General features: G+C 55.3%; 12 protein-coding genes and 1 pseudogene. 2 read left to right on the top strand and 11 right to left on the bottom strand.

The window, feature by feature from the left end:
• Positions 1 to 106: 106 nt before the first annotated feature.
• Positions 107 to 991 carry a LysR family transcriptional regulator gene (locus HDC32_RS16630; RefSeq protein WP_184744773.1) on the bottom strand — a complete coding sequence of 295 codons (885 nt, stop codon included), beginning with the start codon at positions 989 to 991 and terminating at the stop codon, positions 107 to 109.
• Between the two features lie 114 nt (positions 992 to 1,105).
• On the opposite strand from HDC32_RS16630, the gene argC reads away from it, so the two are divergent.
• Together argC and HDC32_RS16620 are read left to right on the top strand one after the other, a co-directional pair.
• Positions 1,106 to 2,035 (top strand): N-acetyl-gamma-glutamyl-phosphate reductase, encoded by a 930-nt coding sequence (gene argC, locus HDC32_RS16625; protein WP_184744770.1) that lies wholly within the window; start codon positions 1,106 to 1,108, stop codon positions 2,033 to 2,035.
• Positions 2,036 to 2,357: 322 nt separating this feature from the next.
• On the top strand, positions 2,358 to 3,158 hold the full coding sequence (locus HDC32_RS16620; RefSeq protein ID WP_128191637.1) for a GNAT family N-acetyltransferase: 801 nt from the start codon (positions 2,358 to 2,360) through the stop codon (positions 3,156 to 3,158).
• 272 nt (positions 3,159 to 3,430) lie between these two features.
• Here HDC32_RS16620 and HDC32_RS16615 read toward each other — a convergent pair whose 3' ends face one another.
• The 10 genes and pseudogenes from HDC32_RS16615 to HDC32_RS16570 form a co-directional block, all read right to left on the bottom strand.
• On the bottom strand, positions 3,431 to 5,545 hold the full coding sequence (locus HDC32_RS16615) for a family 16 glycosylhydrolase (protein ID WP_184744768.1): 2,115 nt from the start codon (positions 5,543 to 5,545) through the stop codon (positions 3,431 to 3,433).
• Positions 5,546 to 5,569: 24 nt separating this feature from the next.
• Complete coding sequence (locus HDC32_RS16610) at positions 5,570 to 6,403, bottom strand: glycosyltransferase family 32 protein (RefSeq protein ID WP_184744766.1); 834 nt, start codon at positions 6,401 to 6,403, stop codon at positions 5,570 to 5,572.
• A gap of 202 nt (positions 6,404 to 6,605) precedes the next feature.
• Positions 6,606 to 6,983: pseudogene (locus HDC32_RS16605) on the bottom strand (DNA polymerase V subunit UmuC); the annotation flags it as partial.
• Positions 6,980 to 7,414: a LexA family transcriptional regulator gene (locus HDC32_RS16600; RefSeq protein WP_184744762.1), complete on the bottom strand. Its 435-nt coding sequence runs from the start codon at positions 7,412 to 7,414 to the stop codon at positions 6,980 to 6,982. The pseudogene HDC32_RS16605 and the gene HDC32_RS16600, both read right to left, overlap by 4 nt.
• Before the next feature lie 137 nt (positions 7,415 to 7,551).
• On the bottom strand, positions 7,552 to 9,792 hold the full coding sequence (locus HDC32_RS16595; protein ID WP_409438483.1) for an SNF2-related protein: 2,241 nt from the start codon (positions 9,790 to 9,792) through the stop codon (positions 7,552 to 7,554).
• Between the two features lie 104 nt (positions 9,793 to 9,896).
• Entirely contained in the window at positions 9,897 to 11,354 is a 1,458-nt protein-coding gene (locus HDC32_RS16590) for a DUF6094 domain-containing protein (protein WP_184744760.1), read from the bottom strand.
• Positions 11,355 to 11,376: 22 nt separating this feature from the next.
• The gene (locus tag HDC32_RS16585) at positions 11,377 to 11,976 is read right to left on the bottom strand and encodes a hypothetical protein (protein ID WP_184744758.1); all 600 of its coding nucleotides are present in this window, start codon (positions 11,974 to 11,976) and stop codon (positions 11,377 to 11,379) included.
• Positions 11,977 to 12,050: 74 nt separating this feature from the next.
• Positions 12,051 to 12,329, bottom strand: coding sequence for a hypothetical protein (locus tag HDC32_RS16580; RefSeq protein WP_184744756.1), 279 nt, complete (start codon positions 12,327 to 12,329; stop codon positions 12,051 to 12,053).
• Between the two features lie 63 nt (positions 12,330 to 12,392).
• Positions 12,393 to 13,010, bottom strand: coding sequence for a DUF3275 family protein (locus HDC32_RS16575; protein WP_184744754.1), 618 nt, complete (start codon positions 13,008 to 13,010; stop codon positions 12,393 to 12,395).
• An 80-nt stretch (positions 13,011 to 13,090) separates the two neighbouring features.
• A complete protein-coding gene (locus tag HDC32_RS16570; protein WP_184744752.1) occupies positions 13,091 to 13,426 on the bottom strand; it encodes a hypothetical protein in 336 nt (111 codons plus the stop codon).
• Positions 13,427 to 13,478 lie beyond the last annotated feature (52 nt).

Raw genomic sequence — 13,478 nt, 5'->3', positions numbered from 1 at the left:
GTGAGTAGGTTCTCCAGTGGTAGTCGTGCCTGAGTTCAGGCGATGTGAAAATCCGACTTTTTCAACAGAATCGGTCGAAAGCGGGCCTTTCTCTGACAACATCGCACTAGCCCGCGCTTAACCCCCACAACACTTCCAGCACATGTTGCGTCGGCCGCTCGACGCCCCCACCACGGTGGGCAATACCGAGTTGACGCCACAATAAGGGCTGTAATGGCCGCATGACGATCCTGGTATCGGGCAATGGCGTGGAGGCTTCATGCGGCAACAACGTCGCACCATAACCGGCCGCCACTAGGCTTTTGATCGCATCGTTATAGTTCAGTTGAATACGCGGCGTGGGCTGCCGTCCATCACTGGCGAACCACTCCGAGGTCAGGCGCGAAAGCCGAGTAGTGTTGTCATTCAGAATCAATGGTTGAGCGGCCAACCAACCAGGGTTCACCACATCCGGGCAATCCCAGCGTGCCGGCAAGAAAGCCATGACCGGGTCCCGCCGCCAGGGCTCGATGCGCAATCCCTTCACCGGGGTCTGTGGCAGCGCGACCAGACCGATCTCCAAAGAGCCCTCGGCAAGCTTCTTCAATGTTTCCTGCGACGTGAGCACCGCGACCCGCACATCGATAGCGGGATGGCGTTGGCTCAATGTCTCCAACGCTTGCGGCATCAGCTGGGCGATCGCCCCGGTGGAGGCACCCAGTCGCACACGCCCGGCCAAGCCCTGCACCTGACGCTGCACGTCCTCAAGCGCTTGCTCTGCATCCGCCAACAGGCGCCGCGCGCGTTCCACCAGCGTTTCTCCAATCGCCGACGGCTGAATGCGCCCACGCGTGCGCGACAACAGCTTGCCGCCAACCCGCGACTCCAGGTCGGCGATATGCAAACTGACCGTGGGTGGCGCGAGGTGTAGCACACGGGCCGCCTCGGCAAACGAACCCAGGTCGGCAATGGCCACCAACGTGCGCAGACGGTCCAGGCTGATTTCGCGCATGAGTCATTCCTTGTTCAGAAAAACTGAATTTCATCGTTTAGAAATTCAACTTTTCCTATCTTAGCCCCCTATTGATGATTGGAGCTCCTGATTTCCTATGTGCGAGAGCATTCCATGGCAAGCCCCCTTGTATTCATCGACGGCGACCAAGGCACCACCGGGTTGCAAATCCACCAACGTTTAAGAGGCAGGACCGATCTGCGGCTCATCACCCTCAGCCCCGAACACCGCAAGGATCCGCAACGTCGTGCCGAAATCATCAACGCCTGCGACATCGCGATTCTCTGCTTGCCCGACGAAGCCGCCCGCGACGCTGTAGCGAGCATCGAAAACCCCGCCGTTCGGGTGATCGATGCGAGTTCGGCGCACCGCACTCATCCAGACTGGACCTATGGTTTTGCCGAGATGGACGCGCAGCAGGCCCAACGCATCGCCACGGCGCGGCGGGTCAGCAATCCCGGTTGCTATCCCACGGGGGCGATAGGGCTGCTGCGCCCATTGCTGCAGGCCGGGTTACTGCCCAGGGACTTCCCGACGAACATTCATGCGGTGTCGGGCTATTCCGGAAAAGGGCGCGCCGGAGTGCAAGAGCATGAGGGAGAAGGCGCATCACAGGCGCCGGCGTTTCAGGTTTATGGCCTGGGGCTGGCACACAAACATATTCCGGAGATTGAGCAGCAAAGCGGTCTGATGGAACGGCCGATGTTTGTGCCGGCCTATGGGGCTTTTCGGCAGGGGATCGTGCTGACCATACCGTTGCAACTTCGGTTGTTGGCGGCGGGCATGGATGCGGTGCGGCTGCATGCGTGCCTTACGCAGCACTACATCGATGCAGACCATGTACAGGTGATGTCGATGCAGGAGGCCAAAGGGTTGACCCACCTTGATCCTCAGGCGCTCAACGGGACTGATAGTTTGCGATTGGTGGTGTGTGCAAATGATGAAACAGGGCAGGTTGTGTTGGCTGCGGTGCTTGACAATCTCGGGAAGGGAGCCGCTGGAGCGGCGGTGCAGAATCTGGATTTGATGGTTGCAGGAATATGACTCCGACTACCCACTGGCCCTCGAGTCTACGGTTCGAGTTTTCGAGCGGTTGTTTCCTCTCTGCTCATGGTCTGGCAACGACGGCATTAAACGAATCGAAAACAGAATCCACGCGTGTCAGCAGTTTGCAATCCATTCAGGCGTGGGGTTAAACGGTCGTTCACGACAGGCATCAATTGGCCGATTGCAGCCCTTCGCGACAGGCAGTTATCGATCCCAAAGGGACACCGGAGCAGGTTATCTACCAGCTGTGTGTTTGGAGGTGTGTATTGTTGAATTTGCCGCTACCCTTCTGGGACATCACGCAATAAGGACTATGCACATGAATGTCGGAATGGCTCATGCGATTGAGGCCGCAGAAAGCGAGTATTTGTGTGCCCGCGTCGAGAGTTTGTCTCGGATAAGTGGAAACCCTTTTGGTGCTCGTGTGTTTTTCAACGAAGCTTTTCCATGCTTTCAGGTGAAGGCATCACCTAGCCCGATGCTCAATCGCATCTACGGCGATAGTACTGACAGACCCAAGCCACTACTGAGCTTGCTCAAGGAGTCAGCAGAGTATTCGACAGTAACGCCTCTTATCGGAAAGGCCTCGACTTTGAAACAGTACGCTTTGGTGGGTGAGAGGCGGCTGGAGCGTCTGAGGGGGTGGACGCATCTGCAACTCGCGTGCACCATCGAAAATGTGGTCTTGAATCACCACTCATTCGAAATCGAAGAAGCCACCTCACAAACGCTTCCTGAGTTCGCAACCGTGCATGCGAGTGGATTTCATACCAAGCCAGAGCATCTTCAGTTGAGCCAGGCTTCGTTCGCAGGACTGATGTCAAATGAACGTCTGAAAATCTACGTTCTTAAAGCTGATGGAAAGGTCGTGGCAGGAGCGTTGATGTACCTGGCCTGCAATGGAGTTGCCTACCTTGGGACGGCTGCCACCCGAAAAAATGCACGAGGCCAGGGCTACCATGGAGCCCTGATATCTCATCGGGTAGAGCAAGCAAAAAAACACGGCAGTCTTGTGATCGCCGCAACCGCGCTTCCCAGCTCGCAAAGTCGCCGAAATTTGCAGCGTACAGGGCTAGCGACATCCCACGCTCAAGCGCTATATCGCCTGGTAGATAGCTGAAGTCTGCTCTTGGCCGACTTCTGCCGGTGAAAGACTCCTAGCGTGCTGGTCAAGTCCAACGCATACGCCTGGTCAGGTCGAATGCAATTGACTGGTCAGTGGCATTGCAAACGGGTGGTCAAGTGGAATGCAATTACGCACGCATACACATCAACTCCTAGGTCAGAATCCATCTTTGGGTACGGGCGGCTTGGGTGGACCTGGTGCGACTAATTCCAGCTAGAGGGTTTTAACCTTACTTTGCACACGCCACCGTGTAACTACGATTGGAGTCACGCCCACACCGAGACATTTTTGAAACGCGCTGTCGCTGGCAAGAGATGGGGATCGAGTCGTCCTGCGAGCTCTTCGGACCGAGGAGCCCAGAGATTTGCGTGGAGTCGCATTGGAAGATGTGGAATTGGAGTGGGGTCCCAGCCTACACGCTCATGCACGACATGGCCGTCCACTGACCACATGATACGGTCCGGTCGCCAGTCAACCGTGTAGACATGGAAGTCCGAAGTAGCATCGAAGCCGAGGTCGATACGACAAGGCGAACCCCTATAGCCGAAGTTCATTGCTGCGTCATCGTCACCTGGGTTGAAGTAGACGTTTACCAGCATGCTTCGAGGATCATCTCCTGCCAGTTCTACATCAATCTCTTGCCTCGGTGCATCTCGGTGAAGGAAAAAACCAGTGATGAGGCCAGATCCGCTGGCGGCTTTTATCTCAGCCTCAAAGCGACCGTATCCGAACAGTCGTTTTGACGCGAAGGCTCCCGAACGGTACTGCCTGGTTCCAGTGGCAACCTTGCTGACGATGAGATGGGCACCGTCCTTATCATGAACGAGAGCATCCTGCGAAAACGAGACCAAATTCCCCGGGAAAGTCTCGACGAGCGTGGGAAAAGACGAGGTCGCTGTAGTCATTTCGGAGAAAACGAGCAGCTCCCCTACAGGTGGTACGGGGCGATTCGAAGGTATTTTCGGCTGCCACCCATATTTTGCCGAGAGGACCCAAGGTGACTCATCTAGCAAGGAAATCTGCTGGGGATGCAACGGGGCAATCCGGTGCGCGCCGTCTTCTCTACCGACTCGAAACATCCTCAGGCTCCGTGGTGTTCCAACTGGGAAAGACTGCACGGGCTCGGTGAGTCTGAGAAGCCTGCAGATCGGTTCCCACAATCCACTTTCTGACTCGTCATACGACAGAATCGCGGTGCGCGAAGGCGGTAGAGCCCCCTGCCGTGTCTCGCACCGAAACACTGCCTTCGCTTCCATAAGAAATCTTACGTCAGTCGTTGTGGTCATGGCTTCCATGGCCTCCGGCGTTAGTGGAGCGTCAACAAGAGCGTCGAACATCTCGAAAAGCTCCAACAAGTCTTGCGGTCGAATTGCGTCTTCATCACCATCGAACACCCGCACTCGCAACCCCAGCATCGACAAAGCCATTGCGAGCGGTTCATGCTCACCGCGGGTGGTCCAAGCCAACACCGACAACGCCCCCGCCCGTTCGGGTGCCATAGGGCCCGAGCCTGCATCAACAATCCCCGCTCGCGCTAGGTAAGGAAGCACGGAATAGGAATTGTCCGAGCCGCTGTCCTGTCGCTGTAATATCACAGGCGAGGAGAGGGCGAGTGCACCGAGCTCACCAAAGCGATAGTTTAACCACATGTCCACAGGGCCAATAACGGGCATTGCCCGTAGCAGCGCTGCCGCGCCCTCACGCGACAAGATGTAGCCGGAGAGAAACCAAAGTCCCCGCACCGGTCGGAACAGTGCATCGCAGAGGTCAACACGTTCTGCTGTTCCCCCGGCATCTTCATAGGACAGATACAACAAACGCGGACCTCCTTCAGCACAACAGCGTTGAATGGCAGCACGCCAGCCGCAGGAGATTGCTGCCGCTGCACCTGTTTTGAACCAAACGTCGTCCTCGAGCACCAGCACATAATTGTCTGCCCCGCATGCGATGGTCTTCCAAACCTCCACGTGCGACCTCGCTACAGCTATCTCCTGCCGCGTCATTTTTATCGGCTCGTTGATAGGAAAACACTCTTCAAGCCTTGCATCCGGCTGGACGTAAAGTTGGTCACCAATGCGATATGTCGAGTCGACATCGGCAGTTGCGGCGACGGCGCGGCCGTCGCGAGCATCCACTGCCGCGAATCGTCGAGCTATAGAGGCAAGGGAAACATCGTCGGCCGTACGGAACCGCCGAAGTTCTCGGACCACACGCCGCCATCTACGCGGTTGCCGGTCAAGGTTGACGATTAAAATCGAGTTGATCAGCCCTTCGCCCGTACCAAAGGCCGAGATTTTCCCACCCGGAAAAATGCTCGCTATGGCACGTAGAAACCGAAATGCTATCCCACGCAACATGCCAGAGGCGTCCCTAAGATTCATCGAAACTTCCTACTCCAGATAGCCTCAATGGAAGTCCATGTTGCGCCAGTTGCGGGCGTCGTTACGGTAGGAAAGGTCCCAACGTGTTTGCGCAATTGACTCCCAGTCATTTAACAATTCGAAGTCGAGAGGTGCCCCCCTAATCATCAGATCACGTGCGTGCGCGGCTAAAGAAGCGGTGATATTTCCGGGACCAGTCGTCTCTTGGATCTCTGGGAAACGAGCTTTGCCTAAAAGCTTCTCGGTCGAGCGAGACAGCGCTCGCTTCAGTAAGGGGTGATGGGCTGGCGCAGCTATTGGATCGTTGTTGACATAAAAGATGCGTTCGTCTGTCGGTAGATCACTTCGCCAGATCTCTGACGCTGGCACCATGCTGCAAGATGGGATGTCGTAGCAAAGCGGCTGGACCTTAAGCGCGCTGTCATGGAAAAGGTATCTCCAGTTGTCTCCAAGCAGTACGTCATCTGCATCGACATAAAGTCCACCTTCTGCAACCAAGACGCACATCCGCAAATAGTCGCAGCGCATTGCCGGATGGCGACATCGGGCGAATGCCTCTTGCTCCGACTTTCCATACCACTCAGTAATGTACTCGGCAGCGGATACGTCGTTAAACATCCGGAATGCAAAGCCCTCCGCGCTTAGCCTCTTCCAACTGTTAATACAGGCTTGAACGTCTTCCGGCACATCATGCGGATCGTGCCAGTACTGTACGAGTGTCTTCGGAATACTCGAAGCCAGGTTCGATCCGGTAACATTCGAAAATGCCGAGCGGTTCAGCTGATGCAGCGTGAGGTTTCGGATAAAGGCGGATCGCAGACGATCGTCCTCCTCGAATCCCAGTGGGTATGAATCCATATAATGTTCGCTTACTCAGTAAGGGGCATACATCGGATTGGGGCGTCCGACTGATGCCCCTTCCGGCGTGACGCGTGGCGCAACTACCGCTAGTCTTCAGCGAGTAGGTAATCACGCGATCTTTGACAGAAAGGTCATGCGGACTGAAGTGAATGTGTTCGACGGTAGCCAAGGGATCTCTCTGTAAGAACAAGCGTCAATGTCCATAGGTGCCCCCGTTACTTTGGGCGTCCGCAGTATGCAACTTATTCTTATCAATTGAATACACTTCACTGGCACAAACCATTGATTCTATTAGGGTCATTACGCGTTCTGATAGCTGACCATACAGCGCGTAATTGCTGCTGAAGGCGACAATTCCGTGGCGCCTCAGCGTGTCCTTGATTTGAAAATAGGGCGCACCCATTTTGACGAAGGGCTTGGCGTCGTAGCTGCGCGCAATGACGCAACCATCGTTGTTGCTCAACACCACGATCGGAGTGCTGGCAAGATCTGGCCGAAAAACACGTTCGCAGCTGGCATAGAAACTGTTGCAGTCTGCGAGCGCGAAAACCGGCAAGGCTGTATTGGGGGCGCTCATGATGAATGCTCATGGTCGCGCACGCTGTAACTGACTACGCCCCATATCACCAGCTCGTCCCCTTCCATCACGTACCTGGGTGGGAATTTTGGATTTTCGGCTATCAACACCACCTGGTCATCACGCATGTAAAGGCGCTTGCAAACGGACTCGGTATTAAGAGCTGCAATAACGATATCGCCATGACGCGCCGTTTTACTTCGATCAACGATTACCAAGTCACCGCTGAAAATGCCGGCACCTTGCATACTGTCGCCCAGGATCTTGGCTAAGTAGACATGCGGCGCGCGGATTTCAAAAAGCTCGTCCAGCGATATTAGCTTTTCAAGGTGGTCCGCTGCCGGCGATGGGAAGCCTGCAGAAACTTGACAGGAGTACAGCGGCAATAATTCACCACCGCTGGCAATGGGACCAATGAGGGTTGCGCTCATAAAACTGGCCTGATGAATAACTGTATGGATAGACAGTTAACTGCTTGCTCAATGCCACGTCAATTTGATCCGACCGAATGTCGGTTCACTACCAATTATCACCTTGAAAAAAAGGCCACCCGGGGGTGGCCTTGAGGTCATACAGCAATCAATTGTCTAGCAAGCGCCATCTCTACCGAATCCCCATCCTGGTTTAACGAATCGAGACCAGACTCTGGAACGTCTCCCGACGTACTCTGTGACACAGCGATCTTCTTGGCCATTAGTTGCAGGCAGGTAACCTGGGAGCTACCTGCGTAGCCAAAAAAAACCACCCGCACCGGCATTCTTTGCCCGATTCGCCACGAGCGTCGAGCTGCCTGTTGCAGGGTGTAGACGTTGTAGCCTGTCTGTAAGAACGCAATGGTCGGGAAGTCGAGCAGATCTAGGCCGGTCTTTACCAGCTCCGGATTAGTGATCAGCACGTCGACGCCGCGATCAACCTGGTCGAGGATCCAGTCCTCGCGCCTGGCCGTATCGACCGAGGCGCGAAGAACCGCAACCTTTAATCCAGCCTGTTCCAACAAACGCTTCAGCCTGCTGGTGGTGTCCCGCGTTCCGGTGTACACAGAATAAGCCAGAACTTTGCGGTTTTTGGATTTCTCCGAAAGGCACAGATCCAGCAATGCCCGTTCTTTTGGCATGAGTTCCTCGTCTCCAAAGATCGAAGAAACAAATGCCAATGTGTCTCTGGAACGAGGGTGTTTTACCACTTCCGGTCGAAAACAGCAGTCAGGCCAAGCTAGAAGCACGTTGAGCACGACCCCCAGAAGGGTAGTGTCTCGGCGAGCCAACGCCTGGCGAAGTTCCTGGGTCAGTTTTCCTGCCAACTGCTGATAGGCCTCGGCCTGTTCTGCAGACATGGCTATGTCGATGAACTCCTCTTGGTAGTCGGGCAGGATGTTCCCGCCGATGTCTTTGAGCTTCAGAAAGACTGTGAACGGCAGCACGAAACGATGAATACCTTTAGGTCCAAACCCCGGAGCTTTTACCGAACGTACCGAGAGCTTTTTTCCCTTGGCTGTTTTGTGAGACACGTTGTCTCGCTCGGTGTAGATATCCTTCAATACGCCATGGTCGCGCATGAACGACATGGCCGCAGGTGCCATGCTGCCGCGTGCGTTTGGTCGGTAACCATCCTCAATCATCCGACGAGTGAGGATGCGGAACAGGAGATAGAACAAGTCGTCGGCATAGCCGCCCATAAGGGTGCCTGTCAGTAGTAGGGTCTTACGTGTCTTCGCTGCCAGTACCCCCATGGCTTGGCCCTGGGCTGAGCCGCTGTTCTTGTACTCATGCCCTTCGTCCACAACCAGCAGGTCAAAATATCCATCGGGCAGGTAGCGTTTGATGAATTCCGTGGGTTGGTAACCGCCTTCGCCAAAGCCGAACTCAATGTTGGCCATGGCTCGCTCCATGCGCTTGGCCTGGCGGTCGCTGAAGATAAAGTTGCCCTGGGCGTCCATTAGGTTGATGAATTCACTGACGTTGTCGATCAGCATCGAGGCGAGGAAGTCCTCCCCGAAGTCACTCAGCAATCTTTCTGCACGTACTGGGCCGATGGTCGGAATCCGACACATCGATTTTAGGATGGTAGCGTGACGAGTTCCGCTCTCAGCCTTGCCTGGGCGCATCAACGTCCAGAGCTGGCCTTGGCAATGAGGGCAGCTTCGACGGCGTTCCTCTCGGTAAAACTTTTCGATGGTGATCAGGTTGCCTTCTGGATCCTCCAAAAGACGTCCGCAGTCTGGGCATCCTGCAAAGTTGTGTCCGCCGCCGGCGCGACGTGGCCAACATACCGACCGCCAGTGAAACCCCATGCGCATACGCACGCGTCCGAGAATGAAGAACTCTTGCCGCCCATCGTATGTATCTCCCTGTTGCTCACGCAGCTTGAGCAGCTTAGTCAGGGTATCGGGTCCGTTGAGTACCCAGACGCGAGCGTCTGGGATGGTTTCAAGGATCTCTCGCCGCCATTTGTAGACCAGGTGAGGAGGCGAAACGACCATGGTGCGGCGGTAGCCGGCGCCGTGCATGACTGCCGCTACGGCAATGGCCATCATGGTTTTACCAGTGCCCATTTCTGCATTGATAACGGCTGCCTGTTCATTGCGGTCCAGCAGTAGCGCGGCAACAGCCTGAACTACCTCAGCTTGCGCTGGGAACGGTTGGCGTTTCAGTGCATTCATCACCCGTTGGCGAGCTTCGTTGGCGTTGCCGGCATAAACCGGTGGGTTAGAGCGGTTTAGAGAATCCAGCAACTCATCACCGAACTCGTCGATGAATTCGGTCAGGCCGATGGCCAAGGCAGCTACAGGGACTTGGGACATGTCGTTCATGATTGTTTCTCCAATAGGAATGAAACAGGGCATGCACGACACCCCGACGGGTATGGTGAATACCCTGCGGGTTAGTTGATGAGTGGTCAGCTTGACGTGATGGGTCAGTAGTCCGATGGCAGCAGCACGGTAGTAGTACTCCGGTCAGCTTCGGTGATGATCCACAACCGTGTTTCATCGCCGACGTCGACGTTGTAGCTGGAGAACAACCGCTCCCTGGTGGTCAGGGCGCGTTGGTTGCTGTTCCTGTCTTCGTCGTGCAGTTCACCCCAGTCGCCGGAGAAATGTCGTCGGAGGTAAAGGGTTGGGTCGAGGTATCCGCGCTCCATGAGGTGTTGCACAGATTGGGTAAGTAAAACGCGGCCAGGATCAAATATGACCTTTGGTTGGTTATTGGGGGTAGGCGCTGATACTGGTTCGTCAGGCTCAGGCTGTGGATCCGCCGATGAGCTGATGGTGATGACCTTTCCGAGGTTTGTAGAGTCTGGCGTCATATCCCATGCCCGAATAATGGGCACGAAACGATCTGTCAGGATCCTCACCTCAGAGACGTTGCCGTCCTGGTCTTCAGTGAACTCGGTCTTGCGGACCTTATCTTTGTAGGTGTCGCCCTTGAGTGCCAATACGCGACCGGTTTTGGATGTCACCACGCCGGAAATCGCGCCGGCAGCTAAGGCCAAAGCTAAGTGCCAACGCGAAAGCTCCCTTACGGGAGGTCTTGGCTGTGCGCCGCTTTGCCCAAAGTGCAGTGTGAAGTCCGGCCACATGCCACGAAGTCTATTGACCTCTTCGCTGAGCTGTTCGGGTTCAAGGCTGATACGGTAGAAGTGTTCCAGGTCAGTGGATGCTGGGAGGACCCTGTAGGGCTCCCACGTCCAACTGGTTGGTAACGCTTCCGCACTCAAGGTGCCGGCGCCGATCGCCTGAAGGCGTGCGCGTACGTATTTGACCTCTTGTGGTCGAGCTAGATCCTGGCGTCGAATACGAATACCGAAGATCACTACCTGCTTGAATGTTGGATCAGCGGCGTTATAGATCCGCAGTTCAGTGAAGTGATTGCATAGCCAACTGCATAGCTCGTCGTCTAGCACATAGTGCGGAACAATGAGCACCAAGACCCCACCGTACTGCAGCAAAGGAAGTGTTCGTTGATAGAACATCTTTTCCAGGCGTCGACGGCCGTTACCTTGGTATTGTGAGGCTCCTGCATGGTCAGCGACCAGGTCACCGTAGGGCGGGTTGAGCCACAGCAAGCCAAAGGCCTGGCGGCTGATCATAGTGTCCATTAGATCGCTATGCAGCACGCGATCCAGCAGTGTCTTGCAGTGGTTGGCACGTTCCTGGTCGTACTCGACTGCGTAGGTCTCGACGCGGTCACGGCCGAGGACGTGAGCAGTTTCAGCAAGGGCAACACCTTCGCCTGCACAAGGATCGAAGATCCGCATCTTGCCAGTTGGAGATGGTGCCAACGCTTGCAGGGTGAGTTCCAGCGTCGTTTCGTCTGTAGGGTAGTAGCCATTGCGAGCGAAGTTGCGCGCCAAGCGTGGGAACATCAAGGCCATCGTGAGGCTCCTGGATCAAAGCTCAAAACTGAGCATGGGTTGAGAGTTGCCCCTGGCGAATGAGATCGCCCAAGGCAGGTTCGAGTACGTCGAGTTGCAACGACAAACGCCATGCCGCAACTGCGCCTGACGATCCGGGCAAGAGCTGCAACATGTCGTGTTGAGTGAGTAAGTCCATCACCGGCTTTTGCCAATGCGGCAGCAGTGGTAATGGACAGGTTTCCTGGATCAGCGGCCAAAGCCTTTGATCAGGTGACTGCCCGTTCTCAAGAAGGGCGTAGGCGAAGTGGTTCGCCCGATCCGGCTGCACGCAGCGTCGGTCGAACAACCAGAGGTGAATCAAGCTGCCGAATAACGTCCCGCGCAGTTGTCGCGTGGTGCGTTTTTCCAACAGATCGATGTTGGGAAAGACCGGAAGACTTCGATCATCTACGACAATGTGAAACTGGGTCAGACCATCCTCGGCAGCGCCGAGGGTCAGCCTGGCCAGGAACTCCTGCAGCGCCGTGTCGCGGCCCCATGCAGAGAGAAACACTAGGTTGCGTTGTTCATCGCACGCGCAAGCATCGACAAATAGATCATTGCACTCCTCTATTGGGAAGAGCGGGGTAGGGCTGGGCATGTGAACCTCCATCGTGGAGGGGAACCTGCCCCGAGGGGCGGTGAGCCCCTCTGGCGTGTTAGCAGTTAGTGTTGTTACTCAGGAAGTAGCGGGCCGTCTGATTTGAACTTTTTGTCGTTTGGATCAAACGAAACCGTATCGTTTCGAAACAGAGGGCTATGGCCTGTTAGGAAGATTTGCCCCAGGTATTTGGGACGAAGTGCCACGGCGGCATCAGCTTGTTCAGCCGTCATGTCGAGCTCTTCTATGAAAAAGTCCCACAGTTCCTCATCCGTCGATACCTCGTTGTTGGCGAGTTGATCGTCGATATTGTTCAGGACAGCAGTGGTCAGGATGTTGAAGATTGGGTTCATGTGATGCTCCAGATATGGAAAGGAGCACCCATGAGGGAGCCCCTCTAGGGTGGGTTTAGCTAGTCAGAAACTGGAAATCTTCCAGACCTGTAGTTTGAAGTCCAGCACATAACCGAGCTCGCCCAGGCGAGTGCATTGATGGCGTAATCGCTGACGGTCGACAGTGGTGTCAAGTTTGACTGTATCGCCCAGAGGCCAGATTGTGCCGAACAGCTCGGCGTCTTGCTCTGCGCTGTTGGGCAAGCTCGGGGGCGCCATACCAAAGGGGGCGTCGTCCGATACCGACTGTTTGTTTGCGTTGTTAACAGCCTTCGCATTGGGCCGCTTTTGATGCGGCCGCTGAGGTTTTGATACAGCTGATGAGGGCTCTTCGTCTATGGGATCAGGCTCGCTTGTGGAGAGCTTGTCGGCATCCTCTGCTGTCAAGTTATCAACGTCATCGAGACTCATGCTTTCGAGCTTTGCACGAATTTCGACCACAAGTCGGCCTGCAGTTGAATAGTACGAGGGACGAATTTCCGTGATCAGGAAGTCGCCTCGGTACTTGCCTTCGGTGTACTGATCAAGGAGTGCGTCCTTGATGACGAACTCACCGATTGAAGTTGAAAGCCGCCCGACGTTGAAGTCGCCATTACGGCCACTGATGGTGCGGATGGCCAGTTGACCTGGAATGTTGATCATGTGCAGCTCCACACTGCTATCAATGAAAAAAGCCCGACAGATGTCGGGCTTGGGGGGGAGTGCTGTGAATTCAGAAGGGGTTATGGGCAAGAAGTGTGCATTTCTTCTTTAAGTGAGATGTAAAGGTAGAAAACGCCAGGCGGCGATTCAATACGGTCAAGTTTCAGGTCCAGCCAGACTCGATCTGAGCTGTTGCCGTCAGGCAACAGTCGATAGAGGCCAAAATGGATCAGATCACTGTCAGGTTGCAAATGCAGCTCCCGGTACGCCTCCAGGACAACATCGCCCAGTCGCTTACTGATAACAGTTACATCCTGTGGGTTTTCTATATGCACCGCTTCTTGCCAGGCCCGGGGGGTCAGAACGACCGGAAGCTTGAGCAGGTCAGACGGTACGTGATTGATAGGGTTATTCATGGTCGACTCCAGGTGTGAAAACCACCTGGCCCGTCCGGGAGGTGGTTTCCCG

The sequence above is a fragment of the Pseudomonas sp. JAI120 genome, from assembly GCF_014207255.1.
Taxonomy (GTDB): Bacteria; Pseudomonadota; Gammaproteobacteria; order Pseudomonadales; family Pseudomonadaceae; genus Aquipseudomonas.
The sequence above is the reverse complement of the archived record's forward strand: the minus strand, read 5'-3'. Positions and strand labels throughout refer to the sequence as shown.

What these genes read in the sequence shown, in the direction of transcription:
- HDC32_RS16630 (WP_184744773.1), bottom strand. Translation starts at nt 991, where the DNA reads ATGCGCGAAATCAGCCTGGACCGTCTGCGCACGTTGGTGGCCATTGCC.
- argC (WP_184744770.1), top strand. Translation starts at nt 1,106, where the DNA reads ATGGCAAGCCCCCTTGTATTCATCGACGGCGACCAAGGCACCACCGGG.
- HDC32_RS16620 (WP_128191637.1), top strand. Translation starts at nt 2,358, where the DNA reads ATGAATGTCGGAATGGCTCATGCGATTGAGGCCGCAGAAAGCGAGTAT.
- HDC32_RS16615 (WP_184744768.1), bottom strand. Translation starts at nt 5,545, where the DNA reads ATGAATCTTAGGGACGCCTCTGGCATGTTGCGTGGGATAGCATTTCGG.
- HDC32_RS16610 (WP_184744766.1), bottom strand. Translation starts at nt 6,403, where the DNA reads ATGGATTCATACCCACTGGGATTCGAGGAGGACGATCGTCTGCGATCC.
- HDC32_RS16600 (WP_184744762.1), bottom strand. Translation starts at nt 7,414, where the DNA reads ATGAGCGCAACCCTCATTGGTCCCATTGCCAGCGGTGGTGAATTATTG.
- HDC32_RS16595 (WP_409438483.1), bottom strand. Translation starts at nt 9,792, where the DNA reads ATGAACGACATGTCCCAAGTCCCTGTAGCTGCCTTGGCCATCGGCCTG.
- HDC32_RS16590 (WP_184744760.1), bottom strand. Translation starts at nt 11,354, where the DNA reads ATGGCCTTGATGTTCCCACGCTTGGCGCGCAACTTCGCTCGCAATGGC.
- HDC32_RS16585 (WP_184744758.1), bottom strand. Translation starts at nt 11,976, where the DNA reads ATGCCCAGCCCTACCCCGCTCTTCCCAATAGAGGAGTGCAATGATCTA.
- HDC32_RS16580 (WP_184744756.1), bottom strand. Translation starts at nt 12,329, where the DNA reads ATGAACCCAATCTTCAACATCCTGACCACTGCTGTCCTGAACAATATC.
- HDC32_RS16575 (WP_184744754.1), bottom strand. Translation starts at nt 13,010, where the DNA reads ATGATCAACATTCCAGGTCAACTGGCCATCCGCACCATCAGTGGCCGT.
- HDC32_RS16570 (WP_184744752.1), bottom strand. Translation starts at nt 13,426, where the DNA reads ATGAATAACCCTATCAATCACGTACCGTCTGACCTGCTCAAGCTTCCG.